This window comes from Kitasatospora sp. NPDC057542 (genome assembly GCF_042801945.1).
In the GTDB taxonomy this organism is placed as follows: Bacteria; Actinomycetota; Actinomycetes; order Streptomycetales; family Streptomycetaceae; genus Kitasatospora.
Map to the genome: position 1 here is coordinate 1 of NZ_JBHVFE010000541.1, position 5577 is coordinate 5577.

Sequence of the window (5577 nt, forward strand, 5' to 3'; positions counted from 1 at the left end):
GCCCCGGAGAAGGGGTCCGGCCCGCGGGCGGAGTGCGGTGCGCTTGTGGTGACTTACCGTCAGTCGGCCGCCCCGGCCCGGGAAACGGGGCTGCCGCCCGGGCGGGCGTCGTCCCGGCCCTCGACCAGGACGGCGGGCTCCAGCGGCGAGGCGATCTCCTGCGGTCTGCTGCGGGACGCCCAGTCGCGGATGCCGAGCAGCACCATCACGAAGAAGATCCCGTAGACGATGCCGGAGAAGTACAGCTCGGAGTGGACCGCGAGCGGCACGCCCACCAGGTCGACGGCCAGCCAGACGAACCAGAACTCCACGTAGCGGCGGGCCTGGCTGTACATGGCGAGGATCGAACCGACGAAGATCCAGGCGTCCGCGAGCACCATCCACCACGGCGCCCCGGGGTAGAACGAGGCGTCCGTCCCCTTCAGCACCGCACCGAACGCGGCCGTCCCCAGCACCATCGCGGCCATCAGCACCGCGCGCTCCCGCCCGGACGCCCAGCGGACGTTGATGGTGCCTTCCTGCTCCCGGCTGCGCTTCCAGGTCGCCCAGCCCCAGGAGGCCGAGACGATGATGACGATCTGCCGGGCGGCGTTGCCGCCGAGGTGCACGTTCAGGCTGGCGATCAGCAGCAGCACCGAGCCGAGGATCTGCACCGGCCAGGCCACCAGCGAGCGCCGCAGGGCCAGCCAGACGGTGGCGAGCGCCAGGATGTTGCCCAGGAAGTCGGACCAGTAGACGGGGAGGCCGAAGAAGTCGAACTGCTCGTTCAGCCAGTGGAACGCGCTCATGACTCACACCTTTGTTCGTGCGGAGCGAGGTGGGGGAAGGGGCGGTCGGCCCCGCCGAAGCGGGGTGCGGGGCCGACCGGGCTCGGGGCGCGGGGCGCGCGCAGTCGTGAGGGGGGCGGGTGTGCGCGCCGGCAGGTGAAGGGTGGTGGTGCCGGTGGATCAGGAGGGGAAGGGCGGCACCGGTGGATCAGGAGAGGGCGGCGAGGACGTGCCGTCCGTGCTCGGAGTCCAGCAGGGTCTCGGAGCGGCGGACGTCCTCCCGGGCGGCGAGCAGCAGCTCGTCGACGGAGGCGAACCTCTCGGTGTCCCGGATCCGGGCGACGAACCACAGGTCGACGCGCTCGCCGTACAGGTCGCCCGGGGCGTCGTGGCAGTACACCTCGGTGTGGATCTCGGAGGTGTCGCAGAAGGTGGGGTTGGTGCCGATGCTGATCGTCGCGCGGTGCACGGTGCCCGTCGCGCGGCGGGCCAGCCAGCCGCTGTAGATCGCGGGCGGCGGGACGGGCGCACCGGGGTCGGAGGCGATGTTGGCGGTGGGGAAGCCCAGCCCCCGCCCCCGGCCGGCACCGTGCACCACGGTGCCGGACAGGGGGGTCGTCGGAGCGTCAGCCATGGGGGGTGAGCTCACGGAACTGGCTGGTGTGGAAGACCAGCGGCTCCACCCCGGGGAACAGCTCGACGGTGAGCAGCTCCATCAGGACGATCTCGTGGTCGCCGCCGTCGTACACCGCGTTCACCCGGGCGGTCTGCCACAGCGCCGCGTCGTGGATCAGCACAGCGCCGTCCGGCGTCGCCTGCCACCCGGTGCCGTCGAAGCGGTCGCCCTCGCGGGAGGCGAGCCGTCGGCAGAGCGCGCCCTGGCCACGGCTGAGCACGCTCAGCCCCAGGACCGGCGCCTCCGTCAGCCTCGGCCAGGTGGTCGAGGTGCGGGCCACGCTGACGGCGACCATCGGCGGCTCCAGCGAGATCGACACGAAGGAGCTCACCGCGAGCCCGACCGGTTCGCCGTCGCGCAGCGCGCCGAGCGCGACCACCCCGGTGGGGTAGGCCCCGAACGCCTGGCGCAGCGCCGCGGCGTTCAGCTCCGCCGTGTGCGGTACGACCGCGTTCGGTTCCGCGGACGCGGCGGCGGGCGGGTTCGGATGGTGGGCGGGAGTGACCATGGTCGTCGCCGTCCTCTCGTCGCGAGTGGGGTGGTTCAGTGCCGGTACTGCGCGGCCGGGTGGCTGGCCGGCAGCGCCCGGTCGGACGCGCCGGTGAGCCGCTCGCGCAGCGACTCGCCGGCCGCGTACTCGCCGCGGAAGACGCCGCGGGCGCGCAGGATCGGCAGCACCGACTCGACGAACTCCGTGGTGGAGGCCGGCTGCACGGTCGGGGAGAGCAGGAAGCCGTCCAGGTCGGCGCCCTCCGCCAGGGCACAGATCTCGTCGGCGATCTCCTCGGCGGTGCCGACCACCGGACGGGCGCCGACGCCGTGGGTGTGCCAGTCGGCGAGGACGTCACCGACGGTCTTGCCGGCGAACCGGGCGACCTGGGTCTGCGACATCTCGGTGGACAGCTCCGACATCGGGGTGTCCGGCGCGTACGAGGACAGGTCGAGGCCGGTGAACATGGCGTAGCTGGCGACGGTGACCTCCGGACGCTGGGCGTCCAGGACACGCTGCCAACGGCGTTCGGCGTCCGCGGTGGTGGCGCCGACCACGCAGGAGAACGCCGACATCACCTTGACCTCGTCGGCCCGGCGGCCCGCCCGTACGGCCTCCTCGCGGATCGCCGCGGTGTGCCCGGCGAGCTGCTGCACCGAGCCGCTGCCGACGAACATGCACTCCCCGTGCCGCCCGCCGACCCGGCGGCCTGCCGGGGAGGCGCCGGCCTGGAACAGCACCGGGGTGCCCTGCGGGGAACGGGCGGTGTTGCCGTAGCCGTGCGAGCGGAAGTACGGACCCTCGTGCTCGACCAGGTGCACCTTGGCCGGGTCGGCGAACCGGCCGTCCTTGTCCTTCTCCAGGGCGTCCGGCTCCCAGGCGCCCTCCCAGTACTTGTAGACCAGGTCGAGGAAGTCCTCGGCCATCGTGTACCGGTCGTCGTGCGCCACCATGTCCATGCCGAAGGCCTTGACCGCGGTGTCGGCCGTGCCCGTGGTCACGATGTTCCAGCCGAGCCGGCCGCCGGACAGCTGGTCCAGGGTGGCCAGCCGGCGGGCGAACGCGTACGGCGGCTCCACCAGCACCGAGCCGGTCACCACCAGTCCCAGGTCGGTGGTGCCGGCCAGCAGCGCCGAGGCGATCACGAACGGGTCCAGGCGCGGCAGGTCCAGGGTCTCCTCGGTGGCGATCGGCGGGCGCACCCCGTTGATCTCCGACCAACCCCAGGCGTCGGCCAGGAACAGGAAGTCAAGCTTGGCGTCCTCGCAGATCTGCGCGATCTCGCGCCAGTACCCGAGGGTGTCGAACAGGTGCCGGCGGCTGTCGGGGTGGCGCCAGGTGGCGGTGCCGCTCGCGTTGGTCTGGGCGTTCTCGAACAGTCCGAGCTTGAGGTTGCGCATGGGTGTTCTCCGTTGAACCGATGGTGCGGGGGGGGAGGTGGGGAAGCCGAAGGTGCGTCAGGACGCCGGGGAACCGAAAGTACGTCAGGACGCAGCGGGAACCGCGGGAACGCCGGGGGCGGCGGCCGCGTCGAGCTGTGCCGCGGACGGCATGGAGGACTGGGCGCCGAGACCGGTCACGGCCAGCGAGGCCGCGCGGACGGCGCGGCGGGCGGCGGCCGGCAGGTCGGAGCCCCGGGCGAGGGAGTCGGCGAGGGCTCCGCAGAAGGTGTCGCCGGCGCCGACGGTGTCGACGGCGTCCACGACGGGGGCCGGCAGGTGCACGGCGGGGCGGCCGGGCTGCTTGATCAGCGCCCCGTCCGCGCCGAGCGTCACCACCACGGCCCGGCAGGGCAGCGCGGCCCGTTCCAGCAGCTCACGCGCCCCGTCCGGGCCGGCGGGCGGCTCCGCGCCGAGCAGGGTGGCGAGTTCGCCGAGGTTGGGGACGAGGACGTCGACGGCGGACAGCACCTCCGGGGCGACCGGCCGGGCCGGGGCCGGGTTGAGGACGACCGTGCCGCCCTGCTCCCGGGCCCGCAGCACGGCCGCGGCGACCACCTCGGCGGCGATCTCGTGCTGCACCAGGACCACCTCGCCCGCCGACCGGGCCAGCCGCTCCGGCAGGTCCGCGACCGACAGCGCGGCGTTGGCGCCGGGGTTGACCACGATGGTGTTCTCGCCGGCCCGGTCGACCACCACCGAGGCGATCCCGGTGGTGCTCTCCGGCTCCGGGCGCACCGCCTCGACGTCCACCCCTTCGGCGGCGAGCGCCCGCAGGATGGTGTCGGCGTCCGCGCCGACCCTGGCGACCAGGCGCACCTGCGACCCGAGCCGGGCCGCCGCGACGGCCTGGTTGGCGCCCTTGCCGCCGACGCCCTCCACGAAGCCCCGCGCGAGCACGGTCTCGCCGGGGCGCGGCAGGTCCTCGACGGTGAGGACGAGGTCGCGGTTGACCGAACCGACGACGGTGATGGGCGGCATCTGCACTCCTTGGGAGATCGATCTCCCACACTGTGGACCAGCCCCCGGAAACCGTCAAGTACCCTCGTGCTGCGCATTCCGCCAGCTCAGCCGAGCCCGATTCCGACCGCGAAGGACCGCCCACGTGACAGCGCCCCGACTCCTCGACGTGGCCGCGGCCGCCGGCGTCTCCCGCGCGACCGCCTCACGCGTCCTGGCCGGCACCCCGCGCAACGTCGACCCCGAACTCGCCCGCCGCGTCGAGGAGGCCGCCCAGCGCCTCGGCTACCGCACCAACCACTCCGCCCGGGCGCTGCGCACCGGCACCACGGGCACCATCGGCGTGGTCGTCCCCTCGCTCGCCAACCCGTACTTCGTCCAGCTCGCCGACGCCATCGCCCAGCAAGTCCGCGCCGCCGGCGGGCAGTTGGTGGTCTCCGACGCCGCCAACGACACCGCCGTCGAGGCCGAGCAGATCGAGACCCTGCTCGGCGGCCGCGTCGACGGCCTGCTCGTCGTCCCCGTCTCCGCCGGCGCGTCCGGCCCCGCCGTCCGGGCCGCCGCCAAGCGCACCCCCGTCGTCCTCTTCGACCGCTGGGCCACCGGCTCCGGCACCGTCGCCGTCACCCTCGACAACACCGCCGCGATGCGGCTGCTCCTCGACCACCTCGAAGGCCTCGGCCGCCACCGGATCGCCCTGGTCGCCGCCGACCAGGCCTCCTCCTCCGGCGCGGAACGCCTCGCCGCCTTCACCGAGGCCCGCGGGGCCGACGCCACCACCGTCCTGCTGCCCAGCTTCACCACCGACGCCGGCCGCACCGCGGGCCGCCGCATCGCCGAACGGCACGCCGAGATCGACGCCGTCGTCTGCGGCGCGGACGTCCTCGCGGTGGGGCTGGTCAGCACCCTGCAGCGCTCGGCGGTCCCCGTCCCCGGCCGGATCGCCGTCACCGGCTTCGACGACACCGAGATACTCGAACTCCTCGACCCGCCCATCACCTCCATCCGCCACCCGCTCACCACCATGGCCGAACGCGCCCTGACGCTCCTTCAGGCCCCTGACCGTGAAAGGACGGAGCGCGTGGAGCGCTTCGCGCCGCAGCTGGTGGTGCGCTCCTCCACGGACGCGAACGCCTGACCCCGAGCAGCCGACCACGCCCGCCGGACCGGGCCCCCACGCCGCACCGCCTGCACGACCGACGGACACGTCGAACGGTCCGAGCAACCACGACGTGGTACCGGTGC

Annotated in this window: 6 protein-coding genes; 1 reads left to right on the plus strand and 5 read right to left on the minus strand. The window is 73.9% G+C overall.

Translation table 11 applies throughout. The annotated features are described in order from the left end of the window. Window positions 1–59: 59 nt before the first annotated feature. The 5 genes from ACFU7Y_RS38975 to ACFU7Y_RS38995 all read right to left on the minus strand — a co-directional run bounded on the left by ACFU7Y_RS38975 (window position 60) and on the right by ACFU7Y_RS38995 (window position 4353). Entirely contained in the window at window positions 60–788 is a 729-nt protein-coding gene (locus ACFU7Y_RS38975) for a nicotinamide riboside transporter PnuC (protein WP_380771198.1), read from the minus strand. A 187-nt stretch (window positions 789–975) separates the two neighbouring features. Beyond that, window positions 976–1401 carry a riboflavin kinase gene (locus ACFU7Y_RS38980; protein WP_224273610.1) on the minus strand — a complete coding sequence of 142 codons (426 nt, stop codon included), beginning with the start codon at window positions 1399–1401 and terminating at the stop codon, window positions 976–978. Then, the gene (locus tag ACFU7Y_RS38985; protein ID WP_224273612.1) at window positions 1394–1951 is read right to left on the minus strand and encodes a flavin reductase family protein; all 558 of its coding nucleotides are present in this window, start codon (window positions 1949–1951) and stop codon (window positions 1394–1396) included. The genes ACFU7Y_RS38980 and ACFU7Y_RS38985 overlap by 8 nt, the downstream gene beginning before the upstream one ends. Window positions 1952–1986: 35 nt before the next feature. Beyond that, the gene (locus tag ACFU7Y_RS38990; RefSeq protein WP_380771199.1) at window positions 1987–3333 is read right to left on the minus strand and encodes an NtaA/DmoA family FMN-dependent monooxygenase; all 1347 of its coding nucleotides are present in this window, start codon (window positions 3331–3333) and stop codon (window positions 1987–1989) included. A gap of 84 nt (window positions 3334–3417) precedes the next feature. Continuing rightward, window positions 3418–4353 (minus strand): ribokinase, encoded by a 936-nt coding sequence (locus ACFU7Y_RS38995; RefSeq protein WP_380771200.1) that lies wholly within the window; start codon window positions 4351–4353, stop codon window positions 3418–3420. A gap of 124 nt (window positions 4354–4477) precedes the next feature. On the opposite strand from ACFU7Y_RS38995, the gene ACFU7Y_RS39000 reads away from it, so the two are divergent. After that, window positions 4478–5470 carry a LacI family DNA-binding transcriptional regulator gene (locus tag ACFU7Y_RS39000; RefSeq protein ID WP_380771201.1) on the plus strand — a complete coding sequence of 331 codons (993 nt, stop codon included), beginning with the start codon at window positions 4478–4480 and terminating at the stop codon, window positions 5468–5470. Window positions 5471–5577: the final 107 nt, after the last annotated feature.